The organism is Nostoc sp. KVJ20, from assembly GCF_001712795.1.
Lineage (GTDB): Bacteria > Cyanobacteriota > Cyanobacteriia > Cyanobacteriales > Nostocaceae > Nostoc.
Genome location: NZ_KV757551.1, coordinates 40247 through 64027, shown reverse-complemented (window position 1 = coordinate 64027; position 23781 = coordinate 40247). Strand labels below are relative to the sequence as shown.

14 protein-coding genes are annotated in these 23781 nt (G+C 41.9%); 13 read left to right on the top strand and 1 reads right to left on the bottom strand.

Going from position 1 to position 23781, the window contains the following annotated elements:
- Positions 1–284: 284 nt before the first annotated feature.
- Positions 285–1943, bottom strand: coding sequence for a mechanosensitive ion channel family protein (locus A4S05_RS03325; RefSeq protein WP_069068402.1), 1659 nt, complete (start codon positions 1941–1943; stop codon positions 285–287).
- Between the two features lie 392 nt (positions 1944–2335).
- On the opposite strand from A4S05_RS03325, the gene ahcY reads away from it, so the two are divergent.
- The 13 genes from ahcY (at position 2336) to A4S05_RS03255 (ending at position 23736) form a co-directional block, all read left to right on the top strand.
- The gene (gene ahcY / locus A4S05_RS03315) at positions 2336–3613 is read left to right on the top strand and encodes an adenosylhomocysteinase (RefSeq protein WP_069068400.1); all 1278 of its coding nucleotides are present in this window, start codon (positions 2336–2338) and stop codon (positions 3611–3613) included.
- Positions 3614–4187: 574 nt separating this feature from the next.
- Entirely contained in the window at positions 4188–5105 is a 918-nt protein-coding gene (locus tag A4S05_RS03310) for a histone deacetylase family protein (protein WP_069068399.1), read from the top strand.
- Positions 5106–5159: 54 nt separating this feature from the next.
- Positions 5160–5531: a hypothetical protein gene (locus tag A4S05_RS39985; RefSeq protein WP_141699634.1), complete on the top strand. Its 372-nt coding sequence runs from the start codon at positions 5160–5162 to the stop codon at positions 5529–5531.
- A 164-nt stretch (positions 5532–5695) separates the two neighbouring features.
- Complete coding sequence (locus A4S05_RS03300; RefSeq protein WP_084226964.1) at positions 5696–10201, top strand: translation initiation factor IF-2 N-terminal domain-containing protein; 4506 nt, start codon at positions 5696–5698, stop codon at positions 10199–10201.
- A gap of 424 nt (positions 10202–10625) precedes the next feature.
- Positions 10626–11120 (top strand): hypothetical protein, encoded by a 495-nt coding sequence (locus A4S05_RS03295; protein WP_069068397.1) that lies wholly within the window; start codon positions 10626–10628, stop codon positions 11118–11120.
- A gap of 60 nt (positions 11121–11180) precedes the next feature.
- Positions 11181–11654 (top strand): hypothetical protein, encoded by a 474-nt coding sequence (locus A4S05_RS03290; RefSeq protein WP_069068396.1) that lies wholly within the window; start codon positions 11181–11183, stop codon positions 11652–11654.
- Between the two features lie 181 nt (positions 11655–11835).
- Positions 11836–12663: a fimbrial biogenesis chaperone gene (locus A4S05_RS03285; protein ID WP_069068395.1), complete on the top strand. Its 828-nt coding sequence runs from the start codon at positions 11836–11838 to the stop codon at positions 12661–12663.
- A 204-nt stretch (positions 12664–12867) separates the two neighbouring features.
- Positions 12868–15507 (top strand): carboxypeptidase-like regulatory domain-containing protein, encoded by a 2640-nt coding sequence (locus A4S05_RS03280; RefSeq protein ID WP_069068394.1) that lies wholly within the window; start codon positions 12868–12870, stop codon positions 15505–15507.
- Between the two features lie 55 nt (positions 15508–15562).
- Positions 15563–16441 carry a bile acid:sodium symporter family protein gene (locus A4S05_RS03275; RefSeq protein ID WP_069068393.1) on the top strand — a complete coding sequence of 293 codons (879 nt, stop codon included), beginning with the start codon at positions 15563–15565 and terminating at the stop codon, positions 16439–16441.
- Positions 16442–16448: 7 nt separating this feature from the next.
- Positions 16449–18335: a phospholipase D-like domain-containing protein gene (locus A4S05_RS03270; protein ID WP_256090805.1), complete on the top strand. Its 1887-nt coding sequence runs from the start codon at positions 16449–16451 to the stop codon at positions 18333–18335.
- A gap of 285 nt (positions 18336–18620) precedes the next feature.
- Entirely contained in the window at positions 18621–19760 is a 1140-nt protein-coding gene (gshA, locus tag A4S05_RS03265; RefSeq protein WP_069068391.1) for a glutamate--cysteine ligase, read from the top strand.
- 419 nt (positions 19761–20179) lie between these two features.
- Complete coding sequence (locus A4S05_RS03260; protein WP_069068390.1) at positions 20180–20641, top strand: tRNA (cytidine(34)-2'-O)-methyltransferase; 462 nt, start codon at positions 20180–20182, stop codon at positions 20639–20641.
- Positions 20642–21441: 800 nt separating this feature from the next.
- On the top strand, positions 21442–23736 hold the full coding sequence (locus tag A4S05_RS03255; RefSeq protein WP_069068389.1) for a peptidoglycan DD-metalloendopeptidase family protein: 2295 nt from the start codon (positions 21442–21444) through the stop codon (positions 23734–23736).
- Positions 23737–23781: the final 45 nt, after the last annotated feature.

Here is a 23781-nt window from a genome sequence, read left to right as displayed (position 1 = left end):
TGTGTGTACACCGTAGCCTTGGCAAGGGGGGATTAAGGGGGGTAATTAGACTTGTGTGTACACTGCACCGTAGCCTTTTCCAAGGGGGAATTAAGGGGGGGTAATTTAAAACTAGGAGCTTTGCCAGAAAGACTTAAGCACAAAATTGAGCATTGAAGACTTTTTAAACCTCGTTTCTAGCCTCTAGCTATGCTGTTCATTGGGCTGCTACCCCCAGCAAGGGACATTCCCAGTCTCAAACTGGGAATGAGGTAACTGAAGAATGCGGTTATGAAGCCAAATTTCTAATTAGCTTTGCCATTGCCATTACCTTGAAAATTTAACAACTGCTCATCATTGACCCAAATTGCTTGTTGAGGGACAGAAATAGAAATTCCAGCTTCGTCTAGGGCAATTTTCAGGCGGCGGCGAAACTCTCGTGCTACATCCCATTGTTTGAGGGGCTGTGTTTTTATCCAGACGCGAATAATCAAACCGCGATCGCCAAATTGATCTATTCCCAAAACTTGTGGCGGTTCCAAAATTTGACGTTGCCATTGCAGTTCTTGATTCATCTGGTTGGCAACAGTTTTAATCAACTTCAAAGCCTCTTCTGTATTGGCTTGGTAGGCGATGGGAATTGTTAAATCGGCTCTTGACCAACGACTAGAAAGATTAGCAACAACTTTAATTTCACTATTGGGAATCGTAATTAAGCGTCCTTCAGAATCTCGTAGTTGGGTCATCCGCAGATTCAAATTTTCTACTAAGCCTCCCACGTCTCCCACATTAATCACGTCGCCTAAAGCGTACTGGTCTTCTAGAATGATCAAGAAACCATTAATCGCATCTTTAATTAAGTTTTGCGAGGCTAAAGACACCGCAACACCAACTAAACTCGCACCCGCTAGCAAGGGAACGATATCTATCCCCAATGCCACCAGCGCTAGCAAGAAGCCTACTCCTACGCAGATCCCAGTAGCGATGCTTTTAGTCACACCAGAAAATGTGGAAACTCGCAGTTGCAGCCGTTCAGAACTTTCGGGAGTCAGTAAAGCACCACTGCTAATTAAAGTGGTGGTGAAGCGGTCAATCAGGGCGTAGGTTAAACGGATCACTACATAGGTTCCCAATAACACGACACCTAATCGCAAAGGAAATTGGGCAGCATTGAGAATTCCGACTTGAAACGCTCGTGTATAGGGAAATAGACCCAAAATAAAGAAGCTTCCACCTCCCCAAATTCCAGCTTGACTTAGCTGAAACAATCGTCTCTTAACTTCTTGGAGATGTCGATGTTGCTGTTGATTCAGTTGTGTTGCAATTGGTTGGGCTGCTGCTGGTGTAATTGGGGAGTTTAAAGCCCCTATGTTGGTTTGATAGGCAATGGGGTTTAGTAAATCCTTTTTGGAACGTTGCTGCCAGCTATATACCCCCAAACTCATGAGAATCATCACCAATCCAATGCCCGCAGCAATTTTACCTTGGTCGATTAAAAATTGAGTTTGTCTTTCTTCCTTTGCTTGTTGCAAGTCTTGTTGCAAGGCATCTCTGATTTGATTTGCCGATGTTGCCATGTCTACCTGTCGCAATCTGGCATCATCGGAAGTAATGGTCATCAGGTATTGGCTATTGATATAAATTACTGGTAAGTCATTTACTTTCCCAACCTCTACCTTGGCTTCGTTGTTTCCAGATGACTGAAAGTAACTTTGGCTAATTCTCTCCAAATTCTGCTGGACGTTTTCTATACGTTCGGGAAAGTTGGTTCTTGATGCCGCTATCTGAAACAACCGCCGACCATCTAAATAAACCCAGCCCGAAACAATTCTGTTATCTGTGTCATTACTCACACTACTGGGAGCTTGCAGTTGAGGGAGAAAAGGGATCTGGGCTGTGGCTTTTGGCACAGATACAACAGCTATGGCCATTGAACTGGCGATCGCCAAAAATTGAAAACGCACTCAAACACCTCCTTGAAAAAAAATTTACTAGTAACTACTTCTATAACCATCCTCCGCAATTTCTTTGGGTAAATGTACCTATCTAAAGTTGAGGTTTTCTCTTCAAATGATGAAACTTCGATGTTTTTGTGTTTGTTTTCTATCTTTAGACAGATGACAATATACCTAAAATTAGGAAACAAGGCTGAAAAAAGTATTCCTCTTACCAAAGATAAAACAAAAAGAAAGAACCTGGCGATGAAGTTGACATTAGGGTAAGCAAACGTCAAGCTAGTCTTGAGGAGTATTGACTAGTGATTTGCTAAATACAAGCAAAAATCGCAAGTTGTACAATAACCTAGTAGAGTGCGTAAAATTTACGTAACTTTTTTAATTTTTTGAGGTAATTTTTGATGACCGCAACTTCTCCCCGATTAAAGCACGAGGTTAAAGACCTCGGCCTAGCTGCCTTGGGAAGACAGCGCATTGAATGGGCTGGACGCGAAATGCCAGTTTTGCAGCAAATCCGCGATCGCTTTGCTATTGAAAAGCCCTTCGCTGGTTTACGCCTTGTAGCTTGTGCCCACATTACAACAGAAACAGCACATTTGGCGATCGCTCTGAAAGCCGGTGGTGCAGATGCGCTTTTAATTGCTAGCAACCCACTATCAACGCAAGATGACGTAGCCGCTAGCCTCGTCGTCGATCATGAAATTCCCGTCTTTGCTCAAAAGGGCGAAGATAACGAAACCTATAACCGCCACGTTCAAATAGCTTTAGATCATCGCCCCAACATTATTGTTGATGACGGTAGCGATGTGGTTGCAACTTTGGTACAACAACGCCAACACCAAATCGCTGATTTGATAGGTAGCACCGAAGAAACCACCACCGGTATTGTGCGTTTACGCGCCATGTTTAGAGAAGGCGTTCTCACCTTCCCCGCAGTCAACGTTAACGACGCCGACACCAAGCACTTCTTTGATAATCGCTATGGTACTGGGCAATCAACCCTAGATGGCATTATCCGCGCCACAAATATTTTGTTGGCTGGTAAAAATATTGTCGTCGTCGGTTATGGCTGGTGTGGTAAAGGTACAGCCCTCCGCGCCCGTGGGATGGGTGCTAACGTCATCGTTACCGAAATCGACCCCATCAAGGCAATTGAAGCCGTAATGGATGGCTTCCGCGTCCTACCAATGGCTGAAGCTGCACCCCAAGGTGATATTTTTATCACTGTGACTGGTAACAAGCACGTCGTTCGCGGTGAACACTTCGATGTCATGAAAGACGGTGCGATCGTTTGTAACTCCGGCCACTTTGACTTGGAACTTGATTTGAAATACTTGGCTGCACAAGCTAAGGAAATCAAGGAAGTTCGTCCTTTCACCGAAGAATATAAGTTGAAAAATGGTAAATCAGTTGTCGTTCTTGGACAAGGACGCTTGATTAACCTGGCTGCGGCTGAAGGACACCCCAGCGCAGTTATGGATATGAGTTTTGCGAACCAAGCTTTGGCTTGTGAATACCTGGTGAAGAATAAAGGTAAGTTGGAACCTGGTTTGCACTCAATTCCTGTTGAAGTTGATCAAGAAATTGCGCGGCTGAAGTTGCAAGCTATTGGTATTAAGATTGATAGCCTAACTGCTGACCAAATTGAGTACATCAATTCTTGGACTTCAGGAACTTGATACATTGATTTGTTGATTTTTTGGGGATAGGCTTTTGGGCTTATCCCTTTTTTTGTGTTTCGCTGTGACTTTGGGCATTTTTAGATCCCCTCTAACTCCCTTGAAAAAAGGCTACGGTGTATCAACACATCAACCCTGGATTTACCCCCCTTAGTCCCCCCTTGCAAAGGGGGGAAATATCTGGTTCTTCCACTTGGCAAGCTACAGTGTACACACAAGTCGAATTACCCCCCTTAATCCCCCCTTGGAAAGGGGGGAAACTAGAAATACAGTTCCCTCCCCTTTCCAAGGGGAGGGTTAGGGTGGGGTAAAACCTTGGATAATCAGCTATTTCAGACTTGTGTGTACACCGTAGCCTTGGCAAGGGGGAGTTAGAGGGGGTGAGAAGGACTTGTATGTACACCGTAGTTGAAAAAAGGGGGGTTAGGGGGATCTAAAATTTTTGATCCCGACAAGAGGACTTTTCAAACATCCTCTAAGGGACAGCAGCTAAAAACCTTTTCCCTTTACCCCTTACCCTTTACCCCACCAAGGTAACTAGTTGTCAGATTAGCTGCTTGAGATTTTCTCGATTATGGACTTGCCAATTATTTACCACCCAGATTATATTGCTCCCCTACCTGAAGGACATCGCTTTCCGATGTCTAAATTCCGAAAACTCTACGAATTGCTGTTAGCTGATGGTGTAGCTAATCAAGAACAATTTCACACACCTGAACGTCCGCCCCTAGAGTTGATAGAGTTAGTCCACACCCCAAATTATGTTCAAGCTTATTGCGAAGGAACCCTAGATCCCAAAGCACAGCGTCGCATTGGTTTGCCTTGGAGTCCAGCATTAGCAAATCGTACCTGTGTCGCGGTAGGTGGTACGATACTTACTGCTAAACTAGCATTAAGTCAAGGTTTAGCTTGCAATACTGCTGGTGGAACTCATCATGCCTTTCCTAGTTATGGGTCTGGTTTTTGTATTTTCAACGATTTAGCGATCGCCTGTCGCGTTTTACAAAAAATTGGACTTGTCCAAAAAATCCTCATTGTGGATTTGGATGTCCATCAAGGAGACGGCACAGCTTTTATCTTCCAAAACGACGATAGCGTTTTTACTTTCTCCATGCACTGCGAAGTCAATTTCCCCGGTACTAAACAAAACAGCGATTTGGATGTTCCTTTGCCGGTGGGAATGGAGGATGATGCTTATTTACAAACTTTGGCAAATTACTTATCAGATTTATTATCTAAAGTCAAGCCAGACTTAGTATTTTATGATGCAGGTGTAGATCCTCACATAGGCGATCGCTTAGGCAAATTAGCCCTTACCGATGCCGGGATTTTCCGCCGAGAAATGCAGGTTTTAAGTACCTGTATGAGTAGCGGTTATCCTGTCGCCTGCGTCATCGGCGGCGGTTATGCGGATGATATGAAATCTTTAGTTTGGCGACATTCCCTGCTGCATCGCGCCGCCAGTGAAGTTTACCAGCAGTACAAACTTTGATCCAGCCTCTTGAATTTTTTTGATGGACTAATCGATTTTTTATAAATTCCTGAGATGAGCAAATTTAGAAAAGCGATCGCAGCAATAATATTCAGTTCATTGTTAGGAATTCCATTCGTTCTATTATCGTTGTGGTATCAGAATCCTCCTGGTTGTGAGCGATTCTGCTTCAGTGAACCATGTCCTCTAAATGCATGTATGGGTGGTAATTCCTTAACGGCTGGGTTTCCATTCCCAATAGTGCATGACGATAATGCTGGTTCACCTGTACACGGCTGGGGGAGAATCGGGGTTGAAGATTTCCAGAATATAAATATTGGGGCATTTTTATTAGATGCCTTGTTTTATGGTGTCATAATAATCATGCTTGCAGTAGTCGCAAAAAGTGTTGTTAGATTCCTAAAACGTTCAAGACAGTTGGGCTAACACTGCCCCAGGTTAGTAGCAACATTTACAATGAATATTATATTAAATCAGGATTTTCATAAATTTGGTGCAGCCTCTCGTAGAGAAGAGAAGGAATAAAACTTTCAGAGAGTTATTGCGTAAGTTTTAAAATATAAAAACTTTGTGTGCAAAGGCAGCAGTGGATGAATAACGGCAAACCCAGAATCTACGAACTAGCAAAAGAATTAAATTTAGATAGTAAAAAGCTATTAGTAATTTGTGAAAAGCTCAAAATTGTAGTCAAAAGTCATACTAGCAGTATCTCAGAATCCGAAGCAGAACGTATTCGTGTAGCAGTAAATAAACTAACAGCAAAATCCTCGAAAACTACTAAAATAACCTCTGAAGATTGGGGCTATACATTTATAGCTTCAGCAATTGATAGTTTTATCCGTCATCTGGAAGGGGAAACTGCCCTGAAATCATATCCCGAATTTCGGGAGCGGCGCGATCGCGCCAATGAGTTAATGTATGAATGTGTCGGTAAAAAACCTTCTCTCTTTTATGTGCGTCGCAAAGGCGCGGGGAAAGAGGCAAGAGAAGAAATTTGGGATTTGACAATAGCAACAGACTCCGATGAGTTTCAGTTACCCGCAAGACTAGAGAAGCTCAGAAAAACATTAGGATTTCGAGCAGCTGTACAAAAAGATGGACGCGGCAGTTTAAAAATACTGTCGGCTTACTTATTACAACCCTCACGGGCACACTCTGATAGCTATGCTGTACCTTGTCGCTTACGTTTGCTGCCTAATCATCAGCATCATCTCGACATACCGCCTGCAACATTGAAACGCATCGCCGCCGCGCCAGTTTGTGGCGATCATGTGCCTACAGAAGATCAGCTGAAAGCTTGGAAAGCCTTTTTGCAGATTGAAGAAAAAATTGCTAAAGCGCGTCAATTTTGTGTGCGTTATGTAAGTCATAACTATAATTTCAAAAGACGGATAAGTTTTGAAATAGATGTAGCCTCAGCCACCCTTGACGGGTTTTATCAAAATTCCCTTGATGTTGACAATTTTTGGGAACGAGCAAGACGCACAAAAAACGAAGATTTAAAGCTTTTTGAAACTGCACCCGTCGGTAAAAATTGGATTAGCGGTCGTCAATTAGGGACTGTTGAGGAAGTTGACCCCAACCGTTGTATTATCAGCCTCAGATTAGAACGCGATTTAGCTGAATATATGGCAACAGAGCGTTATAAGTTGCCAGATACAGGATTTTTATGTTTTGAAGCAGTTGGTGATATTCAGCAGATTCAGCGCAAGAAAAAAGCTTTAGATGATTTGAATAATGGTTACACCCAAAATCCTTATTTGGGTAACTTTTTATTCGATGCTTCTCAGGCTCGACAAATCAAAACAACTGTTGAACTTCAGCCACAAGATTTGTTGTTATCTTCTGCTAATCCTGGTCAGAAAGCAGCAGTAGAAAAGGTACTTGCCGCTAAGGATCTTGTTCTTATTCAAGGGCCACCGGGTACTGGTAAAACTACCGTAATTGCCGAGATTTGCTATCAAATTGCCCTTCGTGGTGGACGAACTCTAATTGCTTCTCAAGCCAATTTAGCAGTAGATAACGCCCTCAGTCGATTAGTTCACAACCCAGTGATTCGGGCTGTACGCAAGGGTAGAGCCGAGAAAGTTGGCGACGAAGGACAGCCATTTTTAGAAGACCAAGTGATTGGTAGATGGCTAGAAAATACTGCAACTGACTGTGAAAATAATCTGATTCAACGCCTCGAAAATATCCAAATTTTTAGTCAATTACTGGCATCATCAGCAAGATTTACAGCTTACTTACAAGTAGAAGAAGAATTTAATCAGCAACAAACTAAATTCAATAAAGATAAGTTAAAGCTAGAGGCTAACTTTAAAAACCAAGAAACATCTTACAACGAAACTCTAGGAAAACAGAGCGAAGTTGAATCTCTAATTTCAGGGTTAGAAAATATACTAAATACTGCACCAAATATCAACTGGGAAGCTCCAGAAGTCACAGATTTTTTGCCACTTCTTAAGCCATACACAGAAGGTAACAGTTTAGTAGAAGAATTTTTAGCAAATGTTCGTCAAACCATCAAATATACTAATGAACTTGGCTTTTTGCGTCCGGCGCTTGGCGCTTTTGGTTTAGCGGCTTGGTTGCGTGAAACTGTAGCAATAGAAATTTCTGAATTTAAAACTGCTTTAACTTATGCTCAAGAAGCAAGTAAAGCTATATCAGAAGTTGCGGTTTCAGTGCAGGTTGTCAAACAAAATTTCGCCTCATTAAATCAGCTACAACCAGATTATCAGCAATATCTTACCAAGCTGCAAAATCTACAGCAAACAATCCAGATATGGGAAAACCGTAAACGGGAAATAGATTATATTATCTCAGCAGTGAAAGAATGGAAATCTACAGCACCTTCTTATCTGTATCAAACCTTAAAAGATTGTCAGCAATCAGGTTTACCACTAACAGAGAATTTAGTGGACTTGCCGCTAGGTTTGTTGATGTTTGCTAATACATTAAAATTACCAATAGTACCAAAAGTATACAAAATTAACCTACCAGAATGGGAGTTATTGACAAAGGCGATCGCTTATGAAATAGACGGAGGATTTACTGACAGACGGGGTAAACAGCATAATTTTAGCTATTTTTTACAAGAAAATTTTAGTCAAATTCCAATGGTGCTATCAAAGAGCGATCGCACCCAATGGCAAGAAACCTATCAACAGTTTAACAATTATCAGCTACTCAACCCCAAACAGCGAAAGTTACTAGTTGAGAATACCCAGGTTTTCTTAATTAGAATGCAACGAACTTATGGCGCATCATGGGAGTGGAATAATCTTGACTCTACTCTCAGCCGCATTACACAAGAATTGCTAGAAATTATCCTGGCAAATGCGCGTCAATGCGTTTTAAAAGTCAAAACGGAAACTGAACAACAGCTTCAGCATTTGCAACGACAATTAAATGAACTTCAGAAAAATGAAGTTAGCCAACAGCAAATATCTATTACTCAAGCTGAGGCTGAAAAAGCACAGCAAGATGCTAATTTGCAGCTTGGACGAGTGATTAATATCTTGCAAGAAATTAATCAACAGCCAAATATACCTGCTCAATTACGCATTTTAATTGAAAAATATCTCACAACACAATCAAATATTTGGGAGCAGCCGCAAGAATTCTCAAATCAAGTGAATTCTTGGGGAACTTGTATTATTCAGCTTGAAAGCTTAATCTCATCACTAGAACCTTTTTCTGTGCTGGAGACGATTCAAAATTCTCTACACGAGCATCTCTCAAAACTAAAGCAAGAAACTGAAGTTTCCCTACAGCAGCTTCAACAACTACAAACTAATCTACGCGAAATAGAACAAAAATCACAACCACAACCATCAGAAAATTTAATAGTAGAAAGAAACTGGTGGTTGACAGAATGGCAAACAATACCTGATAAATTTAAGCTCGAAAACTCTCATGGGAACTTATTTAATCTAGAATTTTTACGCAAAATCAATGTTCAGTTTGAATCTTGGCAACACCAACTGCAAAAAGATGAAACCTATATCAATAAGTATCAGAATTATGTACAAGATTGGATAGGAAAATTAAGACAGCCAACTGAACGCGATGCCTGCGGCGGGCTACGCCTACGCGACGATTTAAGACGCATTTATTTAGATAATGCTAACGTCGTCGGTATCACCTGTGTTCAAGCTGCAAGCAGAGGTTTTTCGGAAGAATTCAAATCCTTTGATGTCGTCATCATTGATGAAGTTAGTAAATGTACTCCACCAGAGTTACTAATCCCAGCATTGAAAGGCAAAAAGTTAGTCATGGTAGGCGATCATCGGCAATTACCACCCATGCTTGATACTAGCACTGTAGAAGAAGTTGCTCAAACAATGGGTAATACACGAGACGAACTACAATTCTTAGAAGAATCACTGTTTAAAAGTCAGTTTGAATCTGCTGATGAAAGCATCAAACAAATGCTAACTACACAATATCGAATGCATCCATTTATTATGGGTGCAATCAATCAGTTTTATGATGGCAAACTAGAATCTGGGATTTTGGAACCGGATACAAAACGCGCACATCATCTAGCAGGTGAAATTCTCCAAGAATCTCAGCATCTTCTTTGGGTAAAAACGCCGATAGAAAATCAGTTTTTAGAGCAACGAAATGGAACTTCCTACTTTAACACTCCAGAAATTGATGCGATTGAACGTCTGTGTCACCAATTTGAGACTACTTGGGCTTCTAAAGTTGCTAATGGTGAACCAAGAAAGGAAATTGCTGTAATTACGTTTTATGGCGCTCAATTACGAAAAATTGATGAACGTCTGCAATCTGAACTTTTCCCCTCCCTAGAAATTCGTACTGGTACAGTAGACAGATTTCAAGGCATGGAAAGACCCGTTGTAATTGTGAGTATGGTTCGCAACAATAGCAAAGGAGATGTAGGTTTTGCTAAGAAGCCAGAACGAGTAAATGTTGCATTTTCTCGCGCTCAAGAACTCCTGATAATTGTGGGTTGTCATAATTTATTTACCCATCAATCAGGTAAAGTCGGAAGTATGTATTCTGAAGTTTCAAATATTGTAAGTCTTCATGGAGGTTTCGTTGATGTTTCTCGCCTCTTCAGCTAAACCTATTAATGACAATCTCAAAAATTGGGTAGATAAAGTTGAGGCGATCGCCTAGTCAAACTAATACTAATTTTAAAAAAGAATGCGACAAGTAAACATCTATAGAAACGCAATTCACCGCGTCTTTAGCCAAGGATATTTTACAATCATCAATTGAATTGGTATAACCTCACCAGAACTAGCATTTTTCGCTACTAAATCTCGGTTCTGAACCACTCTGTAAAGTAGCGTGCGTAAGCATGACATCAATCGACAGATGCAGAAAACCTAAATTTCATAAACGTAACTTGGGCTAAGTATCTTAACGGAATTTGCTTCTAAAGATACAAGTATCGTATTTATGCGGTCGATAACGTAGTATTTGATAGTTAATTTAATAGAAGCACTGAGATAAGACAACGCTAAGTAATTAGTTAACTTCTTTATGCTTTACCGTCTAGCGTTAACCTCTAGCCTGGTGCTGGCAAGTGCATTAAGCGTGCAGGCATTCGTTCTAGATCAAGCTGTGCTAGCTCAAAGTGCAGATGTTCCTTTCAGTGGAACAGTTCCAGCTGAAGCTAGCTTTAGTTCTTCTGCCCCTGGTACTGCTGAAGCAACTATTTCTGGCAATTCTAGTGGAATTTCGACAAAGTTGGAATCACAAACTCCCGCCACTATAGGTGTACAAAACAGCACATCTGCAACCGTTACTGTTTCTCCCCCCAGGCTTGTATCTGGTCCTAGTGCCGATCCATCTGGGACAACGCACATTGGCTTTTTAAAATTTGGTTCTACCAATGTTCGCAGTGATGTTGGTGGTGGAAGCGCAACTTTGCCAGCAGGTAATACCAATCTAGAGGTGAATTTATTAGTAGAACGACCAGTAGCATTTACGCCAGGAATTTATAGCTACATTGTCACCTTAACCATCGCACCATAACTGCTTTTTTGTTGAGACTTCGTTTGATTGAACTCTAATTCATTTGAGAAGGATTTAAAAATGATTCGTCGTTCTTTATTAACCGCTGCTTTGATAATTGTTGGTTCTGTTGCTGTTGCACCCAAAACAATGGCACAAACTGCTGATGTTCCCTTTACAGCAAATGTCGGTGGTGTCTGCAACTTCGATCAAATTATTCCTGGTAAATTGGGACTCAACCAGCCGACTAATCCAACTACACTAGCGGGTGGATTTGCCGGAGGCCAATTTGGTAAAGTTTTTGTTAGCTGTAACCAAGGTGCCAGAGTGAGTATATCTAAACCACAGCAGACTGGGGGCCCTAGCTTTACACCCATTCACTCTGTTGGGATAATCAACTCATCTTTTGGCTATACGGATTCTCAGAATAATAATCCTGTATTCCTGCCAGGAGGTAGCGGTTTACCTTTGGATATAGACATGATTGTAGATAAAGGCAGTCCTCTTGTTCCTGGAAGCTACAGCTATGTGACAACCTTGACTATCGTGCCATAGTCTAAAATTTTTCCAGTTTCCCTTCAGATTGATTGAGAAAAATAATTGCTGAATATCTTGTCGCTAGAGAATAAATCTTCAAGCGACAAGATATTTTTCTGATTACCCAGAGATAAAATAAGTCTGCTTTTGGGAATTATAAATCAGGAATTAAATCGACAATCCTGCCATATTTATAAATATGCTCAATAACAATTGGCGCTCTCTAGCTGCTGTTAGTGCTGGCTTATTCGCCCTAATTTTGTTTCCTGTTGCAGCTAAAGCACAAATGAGTGTTTCTCCTCTGGTGATTGAAGCCAAGGCAGAACGCGGACAAGCCCAAGGAATGATTACAATTTCCAATACCAGTAAGACTCCTTCTCGGATTCGGATCTATGCTCAACCTTTCACATATAGCCGTGATGCAGGGTTTCAAACCTTATCCTCTAGCCCCAGTGACCTGACAAAATATCTACAATTTTCACCGCGTGAGTTGACTGTCAAACCAGGAGAAGTTCGGCGGGTACGCCTCATTAGCCGCTTGGCTCCTAATTTACCTGACGGGGAATATCGTGCGGTAGTGTTTAATGAAACTCTCACTGAATCAAAAGATGCTGCTGGTAATAACGTTACTTTAGTGGCACGAATTGGCGTTACATTCTATGTTAGAAAAGGCAATCTTTCTCCACAATTAGCAATTGATAGTGCCAGCTTTAACCCAGAGCAAAAACAAATTCAAATTTTAGTTCGCAATAACGGTCAAGCAACTGTTTTACCTAGCTTAAATTGGACTTTACGTCAAGGGCAAACTGTTGTCAAAACTGGACAGGTAGATGCTAATGCTGTGGTGGCAAATAGCGATCGCAATTTCTTATTAAATTACCCCAGCAAAGGCCAACCAGCCCTCAAACCCGGTCAATATCAGCTTAGTGGTGAGTTGTTTTGGGGTGAAGACAGTAAAAAAAGTAAGTTGCCTTTCAATCTAAATATTACTATTCCTACACAAGCAGCTACATTACAAAATAAATAGTTTGTGTAAAAATTCGTAATTCGTAATTAATAAATTAAAATTAAATCTGGCATCTGTAGCCTGATTTCCGAGAATTAGTCTTGCTGTAAAATACAGGATTAATATCGATAATTTTGCCTGCTGCTTGGGAATTATATGTTGTAGAGACATCGCATTGCAATGTCTCTATTTTTATAAGAGATTTGACTGAGAACTAAAAAATTTGTGCAATTTCGATTATTAACTAGTAGAGGAAAATCTCTGCTAGCTGCGATCGCTCTTATCTGTCAAATTACGATCGCCCCAGCGAAGGCAGATATACCTGCGATTTCAAATCCACAAACGCCTATAAGTACCCAATTAGCTCAGAATTCTGAATTTAAAGTTTTTCCCGTAGGATTGAATGTAGGGAACCGCAATGTCAATCCTAGCGTTTTAGTGCGTGGTCAAGAAGATGGTTCTGAAGCAATTGATTTTGCAAATTGGCTGTTACCCTATGATGCTGTAATTCAAGGGTTGAAATTAAATATTACCACTTTACCTGATGGGCAATTAGAAGTGCGATCGCCTGGTGTTGTGACTCGCATTGATCCAAAAAAACTTCGTACTGATCCAGAATTAGGATTAGTCTTTACAATTCAAGATTTACAAACTCTATTTGGCGTAACTGCGAAATTTGATATCAATGAATACGCCATAGTTTTAGATGTTCCAGTATTAGATCAATCTAGTGGCAAACTGGCAGAAACGGAAACTCCAATTCAACTAGAAGGATTACCACACATTGCACCTCAAAAGTTTAGTGTCGCCGCAATTGAACAAAAGGTAAATGCTAGCGGTAGCGCTACCAGATCAACAAATTATAGAGGTGATTTCCTGGCTGTTGGTAGTGCTTTTGGTGGTTCATGGTTCATCCGCACTGATCAACCAAATTTACAAAATCCACAAACTTGGAATATTGCCGAAGCGCAGTTTCTCCGACAAACTAATTCAGCCGATTATTTTATGGGTTCCCAGCCAACCTTTTGGCAGACTCAAGGAACAGGAGACTATTGGGGTTTTACATCTATTCAACGACAGGGGTTTGTACCACCTCAACCATTCAGTGGCGGTTCTTCCGATCCTCGCCAACGTTTACAAGCAGATGCTATTGGACGGACAATTTCTGGTAAGGCTGAACCAGGTACATTAGTGCGGTTGGTACAAGGTTTTGGCGATCGCGTGATTGCCGAAATTTTAGTTGATTCTTCTGGCATTTACCGCTTTGAAAATATTAAAAGCCAAAATCAATTTTTAGGCAACAATTATCGCGTCTTGCTTTATCCCCAAGGACGACTCACCGCACAACCAGAAATTCAACAGGCTACTTTTTCTACAGTCCCAGGACAATTACCAGCAGGTGCTTCAGCATTAATCGTTTCTGGTGGCTTACGACGGGATTTTGTGGGAAATCAAAGTTTGTTGGGTAACTTTTCTGACTTTCGGGGCGGAATTGCTGGGCGTTGGGGTTTATCGGAAAATCTGACAGTAGGCTTAGGTGGAGTGTATGACGAATCGCCTAGAGCCTTAGCAGAATTATTTTGGCGTCCGGGCAAGTTACCTTTGCAGGTAGCAGTTTCGGCACTGACGGGTAATAAGTGGGATGTCAATACAGATATTCGCTATAATCCATCTTCTAGCTTGAGTGCTGCATTTATTAGCGATCGCTTGTCTAGCCGTTTTAATCTAGATTGGCGAGTTTTACCTCAATTCACCTTATTCACTAGTACTGACACAGCTGATGCAACATCTGGCGGAATGCAAATTAACTTGAGTGGCAAAGATGCCTTTACCTTTGCCCGTGTCAGCTTAGATACTAAAAACCGTCTGCGCTGGAATTTGCTGCAACGTCTTGGGAGACTAGAATTAACGCAACGCGGTAATGAAATTGGCAGTTTGTCGGAATTGACTTACAAATTTTCTAAAAATAGTTTTTCTAATAGTGGCAATTCACTGCTATTAAATTATGAAACACAGAATCAAAATCGTAGCGACAGCTTGTTAAGTGTGAGTTGGCGGTATCGTTCACAACAACAGGCGATTGATGGTATTTATAGGTGGGAAATACAGTTGGGTTATGGAACTGGTTCTCAGGGTAGCGGACTGTTAGCGACATTATCAACAACAGTTTTACCAGGTTTGCTATTACGGGCGCGTTATCAAGGAGTATCGGCAAGTTCCGATGAAGCAACTTTCAGCATAGATTTAGCTTCTAGCCTGAATTTACAAGGGGGTATTAGTCCAGGCGATCGCCGTTCTAATTACTTCCGTACACAAGGTGGACTGTCAATTAAGCCATTTTTTGACCGGAATAATAACGGCAAACAAGATGGAGGGGAAGAAGTTTATACAGATAACGCTGATTTATTGTTGACTTTGAACAATAAACCTCTGAAGTCGTTTTTACCACAAATTCAAGGCGATCGCACTTTAGTAAGGATGTCTCCTGGCGTTTATCGCCTCGATCTCGATCCAGCAGGTTTACCGCCTGATTGGCAGGCTGCGGTTGAGTCTTTAGCCGTTGATGTGATTGCTGGTAGTTACACCTCTGTGATGATTCCGCTCATTCGTTCTTACACGCGATCGGGGGTAGTCACCGATACTCAAGGTCAAGCGATCGTAGGCGCACGGGTAGAAGCCATACAACCAGATGAGGGGACTCGGCGTTTTTCTGTTACCAACGGTGCTGGAGTCTATTATTTAGAAGGCTTGCCGCAGGGTAAATACACTCTACAAATCAACGGTAAATCTGCCGGTAGCTTGAAATTAGAAGAGTCTTCTGAACCATTTCAAGAGCTTAATTTGCAACAGCCATCAATTCCCTAAGGGGAAACACGGTACAATCCAGAGGCACTTTTATTGTTACCAACGCGGGTTACGGATGGAAGCAAATTTTCTGACGGCTGTTTTTCTGCCCCTAGCTCTATTTATTATCATGTTAGGCATGGGGTTAACCTTGACCCTAGAGGACTTCAAGCGAGTTGTAATCTATCCCAAAGCGGTGGTGATTGGCTTGGTGGCGCAGTTGATCATGTTGCCGATTGTGGGCTTTGGCATTGCGTCGGTGTTTCCCCTTGAACCACAATTAGCAGTAGGTGTGATGATTTTAGCAGCCTGTCCCGGTGGCGCTACTTCTAATATGATTACGTTTTTAGCCGGGGGTGATGTTGCTCTTTCTGTGACGCTAACAGCTATTAGTAGTTTCATTACTGTTTTTACGATTCCTCTGGTAGTAAATTTGTCCATGCAGAGATTTTTGGGGGAAGGAACAACACTACAGTTACCTTTCTTAAACACTGTTTTGCAGATTGCGGTGATTACACTTCTACCTATAGCAATTGGGATGATAGCCAAGCGATATGCACCGGGGCTGGCAGACAAGGCAGATAAACCTGTGAAGTGGCTGTCTTTATTTTTCCTGGCGGTGGTAATTACTGGAGTGCTGCTGCGAGAACGGAATAATTTTGTTTCTTACGTAATAGATGTAGGCTTGGCAACTCTGGTTTTGAATGTGGTTGCAATGGCTTTAGGTTTTGCGATCGCTACTTTAACCCGATTAGGAGAAAAACGCGTTACGGCAATTACAGTAGAAGTAGGAATTCAAAATGGGACACTGGCGATCGCGATCGCTTCTACACCTACGCTGCTGAATACTCCCACAATGGCCATTCCTGGGGCAATTTATGGTCTGCTAATGTTTTTCACTGGTGCTGGATTTGCTTGGTGGGCTAGTCGTCGCCAAGCCTTGTTGAAAGCATAAAAGTATTTTGCCTCATGGGTTACAAGTATTTGTACAAATTAAATTATCCCATCTTGTTACGTTGATGTTTTTCGCCTCTTCTGCTAAACCGATTGACGACAATCTCAAGAATTTTGTAGATGAAATTGAAGCGCAAAGTCCTAGTTTGTCAGTTTTAACAGCGCGTCAATTTCGTTATAGCTTACGTCAAACTCCTGTAGAACTAAATATCAAGGAACCCCGCCAGTTTAACGTCCTCGAAGAATTTATCATCCGCGCTGCTATTGAATTCCAACCTCCACCAACAGAAGATGAATTAGCCTCTGTACTTGGGCTTGATTCTGTATTTATTAAAACTACTACTGCAACTCTTCGTTCATTACAAACTTTATCACCAACATCGCCACTAACAGTTACTCCTGAAGGTCGCTCATTTTATGAAAAAGGATCTGTGCCACAGCCACCATATCCTATACAAATCAACGCCATTACAGACCCTTTAAGCGACAAGATTACCTTTCAATCTGAATCTTTAAATGAAACAGTGATAAATTTGCCTGATTTGGCAGACTTTATAACTATTGATAATACAATTGCTGATATTGCTTCCTTACCACTTGAGAAAATACAAAAAAATATTCAAGCTTCAGGTTTAGCACTTCATTTACCAGAAGAGGGAAAAATCGTCACTTCCTGTAAAGTGCTTGCTTCGACTCAAAAAATTTGGAGAAAGATATCGCTTTTCGTTATCTTCGATGCCCTTGAAGATAAATTGAGCATTCAAATAAGAAACGGAAAGCAAATTTTAGAGTCAGCATCCAATTGGTTAGAAGTGCTACATAATGAAGGCAAAATATCTTTGCAAGCATTATGTAAATTGTCAACGGAAGCCATAAATTTTGAACGTGAAGCCATTCTTAAGCAGAAAAATACTGAAATAGAGGCTAGACTCGAAAATATTCGTAAAAAAGCGCTAGAGATTGCTGCTAAAGCTAGTGATAAAATAGATAAATCTAAAGTGCTAGGTGAAGCCGTACAGTTACGCGATGGACAAATTAGCCAAGTTTTTTCAGAAGTTTTAAATTCGGCTAAAAGTCAAGTTATAATCTATTCTCCTTGGGTGAATCAGACAGTCGTCAATGAAAAATTTTTAACTCTGTTACAGAAATTAGCTAATCGCGGAGTTTGGATTTTAATTGGACATGGAATTGCGCGGCGACAAGATGAAGATAAACCAATTCCACCAGAAGTAGAGAAAAAACTTCGAGCGATCAAAACACCTGATGGTTTACCATCCGTACAGGTTTTTTTGTTGGGAGATTCCCATGTTAAAGAAGTAATAGTTGATAAAGAAATCCATCTTTGCGGATCTCATAACTGGCTATCTTATCGCGGCGATTATTTACCACGAGGCGAGTCAGTTTATAAAGTTACAATTCCCCATCAAGTCCAAGAAGCGTATGAATTTCTCGCGAATCGCTTCCAAAATCACGCTCAAAATTTATGGCAAAATGCTCTAGAAAACCGCGATTATCAACTGGCTGTAGAGACTTTATGTGTGTGGGGTGCGCTAGGTATGGAAGATATTGCACTCAAAGAGATACAGAAAAATAATTGGTTTGAACTTTTGCCTGTATGGTTGAATCTAGCACTACAGGGATTAAAGTTGAAAAATTTATCAGATGATTCAGCAAGTTTTAAAACTGCACTTTCGTTGCTGAGTCAAGTTTCTATAGAAGAGACTTTTCTTGAGCAATTGCAACAGGGATGGCGGAAAGTTATCAGCGCGATCGCAATTAACAATCCCAAAACTGCTTTAAATTTACTTACTGATGAAGTATGGGCGCAGTTTATACGTCTCAAGATTGTTCAAGAGAGTGATTCACGCAATGATTTTATTTTGTACCGCCCTTAACCCACACTAGTACCGCAAGGCGGAATTAAAAATTAAAAATTAAAAATTAAAAATGAATACAGCATAAGTGTTTCGGGAATGATTGGTTTATTTCTGCCGTGTTGTACTAGGATATTTTTCATACTTAAATAGTAATAATTCGGAAGACAGCCCAGAAATCTGTCATCCTGATTTGGCCTGAGTTGGCAATTAAATGATTCTTAACCTTTGATTAACTGAAAGATAGATCCAGAGATTCGTCTTATTCGATACAATTTATAGGTAGAGAGAGCCGAGGAGAACAAGGTGGTCTTATTAAAAGGCTTTGAGATTGAGATGTACACTGGCACGCCTCAAGGTGAAATCGTCGGTCTCTCCGACAAAATTGTTGCGGCTTTGGATGGATTTATGCGCGAACCAGATAGCCGCAACGTCGAGTATATAACCCAACCATCCCATAATTACGAAAATTTATTGTGTGCCTTGCTGCGTCCTCGGCGGGAGTTACGAAACTACCTCAATCGTTTGGGCGATTACACCTTAATACCAGGGAGTACTTTATCTTTGGGTGGGAGCGATCGCTTTCTCCGTTCCGATCCAGCAAACCCCTATCATGACTACATTGAGAACACCTACGGGACGAAAGTAGTTACCGCTAGCGTACACATCAATATAGGCATCAGCGATCCAGAAGTATTAATGCGGGCGTGTCGCGTGATCCGCATGGAAGCACCTCTATTTCTCGCCCTCAGCGCCTCATCTCCCTTCCTTGATGGCAAAGCTACTGGCTATCACTCCACCCGTTGGGGCGTCTTCCCACAAACGCCTAGCCATGTGCCGTTATTTGCCAGCCACGCCGATCATATTCAGTGGGTGGAAGATCAACTCGTTGCCGGAACCATGCAAAATGTGCGGCATTTGTGGGCATCAGTACGGCCAAATGGCGATCGCCGTCCCCACGACTTGAATCGCCTAGAATTGCGAATTTGTGATTTAGTCACAGATCCCATTGCCTTGCTAGCGATTACTGCTTTATTAGAAGCGCGTTTGTTGCAAGTAATCGAAAATCCTAGTATCGATCCATTAATCCAAAGTACCTTTTCTGCTGAAGAACTCGTCACCTTGACTGCTGAGAACGAAGCTGCATCTGCTGCTGGTAGTCTTGATGCTCAGTTGAGGCATTGGCAAGATGGCAGAAATATCCTAGCCAGAGATTGGATTTCTGAAATGTACCAAGATGTTTGGGCGATCGCCAAACAACGAGGCTTTAGCTGTTTCCTTTCCCCTTTGCACAAAATCCTCCGCGAAGGTAATGAAGCTCAACAGTGGTTGCAATTACACGCAGTCGGTTTTGATAGCCAACGCGTCATCACTCAGGCTATTATCGCCACTCAAGAGCGCGAAATCGAACTCGAAGACAAATTGTGTTCGTCACTACTGGCTTAATCTAAGAGATATCGGGCATTGGGTATGGGGCATTGGGCACAGAAAAGAGGAGGGGGGAGACAAGGAAGAGAAGAGACTGATTCAATAATTTCTCCTTGTCCCCCTCATCTCCCCAGTCCCCAATCCCTTACTCCCCACTCCCCACTCCCGTCTTCATACAAATGGTAGATTCTTTTGGAGAGACTACCAGCCCTAAAAGACACAAATACTTACTTTTTCTACACAAAACTTAACATTTACTGATTTTAGCCAAATATCCTCTCAGGCATTGCTCTGGGAGGGTTTGCCCTTCGTTTTAAAAATCTAATCGATGGATGATGCTTGATTATTATTAACAAAACCTATGAATCACCTCTACCTTTTGGTAGATTTAACATTGACAATAGATTGTTTTATACAATACGTAAATTATACGGACAATGCCTCAGGTAGTTTTAGTTAACCCCCAAATCCCTCCTAATACAGGTAATATTGCCCGTACTTGTGCAGCTACAGGTACAGAATTGCATTTGGTGGGGCCTTTGGGATTTGAAATTAGCGATCGCTACCTCAAAAGAGCGGGCTTAGATTACTGGCCTTATGTCAAGCTACACTATCACGAATCCCTAGAAGCCTTTAAAACATTACATCAGGAGCGTGGAGGTAGATGGCTGGGTTATACAGTTGGTGGAAGTTGTAATTATGTAAACTTTCAGTTTCAAGCTGATGATTGGCTGTTGTTTGGTAGTGAAACCACGGGTTTACCACCAGCAATTCTGTCAGATTGCGATGCTACTCTGTATATTCCCATGAGCCAACCGGGGGTTCGCAGCTTGAATCTGTCGGTAAGTGTGGCAATTGGCTTATTTGAAACCCGTCGTCAGTTAGGCTATTTACAATAGTTGATTACCTTTATATTCGTAAGTATATTTACTTAGAATCCGTCCCGGAATCTATTAGACGATTTATTATTGGCGGCAAAAATTTTCTTGTTTACTGTAATAATATGTAAAACAATATACCGAAAATTAGGTTTATTACCAAAATGTAGTGGAAGATACTTACAAACAAAGGAAGGTTATTATAAGAAATTTGTATATAAAACTTGGGGTATTGCCAAATTTGAATGATAGATTTTGATGAATTTGAAACATCCTAAATTTGGGAACAAATGCGCTAAAATCCAGTCATGTCTTACATTTGAGCTATTTTGGCTCAGTGAACGGCAGAAAGCAGCCAAAAAGTAGCCGATAGTTAATACGGTTGTTTTTTAGGGAATAATCAACGTAAAGTCTCGTGTTGAGAAGACGGATTGGGTAGAAATATCTTGAAGATATCTACAGCAGGGGGCATCAATTTTCCAGAAGTCGCAGGCAGCAATTTGATTCTCAGCAGCGACTATGGACTTGGCAAATAGTTTGTTTGTCCAGTCCCCGCGATTGACGCAAGACAAGCGCGGACAATGGTAAGGAGTAAAACGTCCTAAGTGGTGTTAGGAGTGGTTCGGACAAGTAAACACAGCAAATTTTAAGTTTTGCTAACACGTGTAAACTTGTCTAAATCAGAGAAGCAGGTTAATCTTGCGTAAGCATCTCTGGTGAATGTGATCTTGATCTATCATTTGTTGTGATCTAAATCATTGACTAGTATCCAACTGAAAAATCGAGGTCAGTTAAGCGCTAGTGATCATAGGAGGTCGTCTTTGAAACGAGCATTAAAAAAGAGAGTAAAAGCTGTGTTGAACAATACCCCCAACAGCGATGATGCCCCGGTAGAACTGCTAAATGTGATGAATCCAAAAGTTAACCGCCGGGTGCGGACAAAAGCCGCCATGATTGGCTTGGCAATCTCGATGGGAGCAACCAGCCTTTTGGTGACTCGACAAAGCGATCAAGCCCAAGCAGCAGTGCCAGTAGGCAGCCAAAAGGCAACCTCAGCTATTCCTGTTGTTCCTGACACTGAGGTGAAATTCGCCTCCACAAAGCTGGAGTCCCAAGCAGTCTCATCAGCGAGCGTGCCGGAAAGTCCTGTAATCGTGGAACCAACGGCAGTCTCACAAGTGCCTGGGCTTGAAGCTAAATGGCAAGTTGCCGCAAGTGGAATGTCTTTGCAAGTTCCTGCATCAGAAACGTTTTCCCAAGCAACAGCTGATTATAAAAATTCCCCTTACCTGAAGCCTCAAGTGGCACAGGGATTGAACAATACCTTAGCCGAAACTAGTTTCCCAACAGTTAATAATCTGTCTGACTCTAGTACTGATGGTTTTGGTAGTACAAATGCATCACTAACTGCCGAGCCACAAACAGTGGCAACAGATGGCGCAGTCAACAGTGAAATAAATGCACAACTTAAGGCACAACAAGAGTTCGCACTAAATCGATTACAAGAAAAATCGAACCGTTTAAGAAAGAGTCTGGCACAGTTGCGGTCTGGGGAAAGCGAAAATTTATCACAAGCTGATATAGAATTAGCGCAGCCAACAACTGTGGTTGAGAAGACTGTATTAGCCCAATCGGATACTTCTGACGATACCAGCAAAGCGAACCTGATATCGAGGTTAAAACAGAAGACACAAACTAGTGCAAGTGTACCAGTACCAGTTACACCAACAGTTATTGCATCTTCGCCTCGAACTGCTTACGAAGTGAAGCCTGGAGATACACTAGCAGCGATCGCCAGCAGATACAACACTTCAGTATCAGAAATAGTTAAGGCAAATAACCTTAATAATCCAAATGAACTGCAAATTAGTCAAAAACTAGTTATTCCTGCTGTTCAAGTTGAAGCAACTGTAGCCACTAAGCCCACTTTTGTAGAGTCCAGCAAAACTCCAAAAGTAGCTAGCTCCCCTGTGAATATTGGTAGTGCCAACTCATACCTACCTAGTTCACCATCGCCAACCATTGCCGACAACAGTAGCGTTGCCGTCCCTACACCGGTAACTGTTCAGATTCAGGCAAATAGTGCGACCGAATTAGAAACAGCACCCCCCACTGTTAGCTCTTATGGCGTTGGTGGTGACATTCCAGTGCCACAGGCTTTTGCCGAAATGCAACAGCCTAAAACAGCAGCAAATAGGGTAGCAAGGGGAAACAATAGCAATAATGATCGTTTGCGGGGCTTACAAGCGGAAATCCAGAGGTTACAGCAGAAATATCGCGCTCAACAGTCTGGAAACTTAGTTGTGCCAGCAGCAGCTACCGAAACTAATAATGCTGCGATGCTCACTCCTATTTCTACCCCCAATAATTTCCCCGTACCGAACTCTGCTCCTCGACCGAATAATGTAGCGATACCAATTCCAGTTCCGACACCGATTCGGGCTAACTATAGCGCTCAACCAATCAAGACCCAATTCCGGACTACTGTACGCCCTAACGAGGCAGTAAACCCTGAGTTCTTGCCTAATCTAGGTTCTGCTAGCCAGTGGACTCCCACTCGCACTCCATCTCCAACAAGAGTTGCAACGCCTGCTGGAAGAATAAATTCCTCTGACTCCTTAGGAAAGATGCGGGGAACCACCGTTTCTCCACAGATACTACCGCCTTTGGCAGCAGTGGATCAATATCTGCCCAGACCCATTGACGAACTCACTCCTCCTCCATCTTCCTCAACCATAGCTTACACATGGCCAGCAAAGGGTACTCTCACCTCTGGTTATGGCTGGCGTTGGGGTAGAATGCACAAAGGAATTGACGTTGCAAACTCCACTGGTACGCCAGTTGTCGCCTCAGCTGAGGGGACAATAGAAAAAGCTGGTTGGAACAAAGGTGGTTACGGCAACCTTGTCGAAATCCGCCATCCTGATGGCAGCACGACTCGCTATGCTCATAACAGCAAAATTCTGGTGCAAGCAGGTCAGCAGGTGAATCAAGGAGAAACAATTGCTTTAATGGGTAGCACTGGTCATAGTACTGGCCCACACACCCACTTTGAAATCCATAAATCAGGCAAGGGTGCTGTTAACCCAATCGCTATGTTACCGGATCGCCTGTAAATCTTGGCTGTCTGTAACTAAATTATTGCCTTGTTAGTTGAGGGA

Excerpts from the sequence above, each read along its gene's own strand:
- A4S05_RS39985 (WP_141699634.1), top strand. The coding sequence starts at position 5,160 with ATGAGCAAATTTAGAAAAGCGATCGCAGCAATAATATTCAGTTCATTG.
- A4S05_RS03290 (WP_069068396.1), top strand. The coding sequence starts at position 11,181 with ATGATTCGTCGTTCTTTATTAACCGCTGCTTTGATAATTGTTGGTTCT.
- A4S05_RS03275 (WP_069068393.1), top strand. The coding sequence starts at position 15,563 with ATGGAAGCAAATTTTCTGACGGCTGTTTTTCTGCCCCTAGCTCTATTT.
- A4S05_RS03310 (WP_069068399.1), top strand. The coding sequence starts at position 4,188 with ATGGACTTGCCAATTATTTACCACCCAGATTATATTGCTCCCCTACCT.
- A4S05_RS03300 (WP_084226964.1), top strand. The coding sequence starts at position 5,696 with ATGAATAACGGCAAACCCAGAATCTACGAACTAGCAAAAGAATTAAAT.
- A4S05_RS03295 (WP_069068397.1), top strand. The coding sequence starts at position 10,626 with ATGCTTTACCGTCTAGCGTTAACCTCTAGCCTGGTGCTGGCAAGTGCA.
- A4S05_RS03260 (WP_069068390.1), top strand. The coding sequence starts at position 20,180 with ATGCCTCAGGTAGTTTTAGTTAACCCCCAAATCCCTCCTAATACAGGT.
- ahcY (WP_069068400.1), top strand. The coding sequence starts at position 2,336 with ATGACCGCAACTTCTCCCCGATTAAAGCACGAGGTTAAAGACCTCGGC.
- A4S05_RS03285 (WP_069068395.1), top strand. The coding sequence starts at position 11,836 with ATGCTCAATAACAATTGGCGCTCTCTAGCTGCTGTTAGTGCTGGCTTA.